This window comes from Neotamlana laminarinivorans, assembly GCF_020523925.1.
Lineage (GTDB): Bacteria > Bacteroidota > Bacteroidia > Flavobacteriales > Flavobacteriaceae > Neotamlana > Neotamlana laminarinivorans.
Genome location: NZ_JAJAPW010000097.1, coordinates 1 through 280, shown reverse-complemented (window position 1 = coordinate 280; position 280 = coordinate 1). Strand labels below are relative to the sequence as shown.

The 280-nt window shown below is 35.0% G+C and carries 1 protein-coding gene; it reads left to right on the top strand.

Features of this window, described 5'->3' with window-relative positions; genetic code table 11:
* Nucleotides 1-280: DNA cytosine methyltransferase (locus LG649_RS16200; RefSeq protein WP_226544841.1), on the top strand; the 280-nt coding region annotated here is incomplete at both ends.

The window sequence follows — 280 nt, the reverse complement described above, 5'->3', positions numbered from 1 at the left end:
ACCACCCCAATTGCTCTACTATTAATGGCGATATTAAAAAGGTTAACCCTCAAGTTATAGAAGAGCTTTTAAATGGCAGGCAACTCGATGTGCTTATTGGTGGCATTCCTTGTCAAGGTTTTTCATTAAATAACAGAAAAAGACACGAGCAAGACGATAGAAATTTTATGTATATGGAATTTGCTCGTTTTGTTAAAGTTTTACAACCCAAAGTTATTGTTTTAGAAAACGTTTCGGGCATGAAAAGCGTTGGTAGTTTTGTTACAGATATTGAAACGCA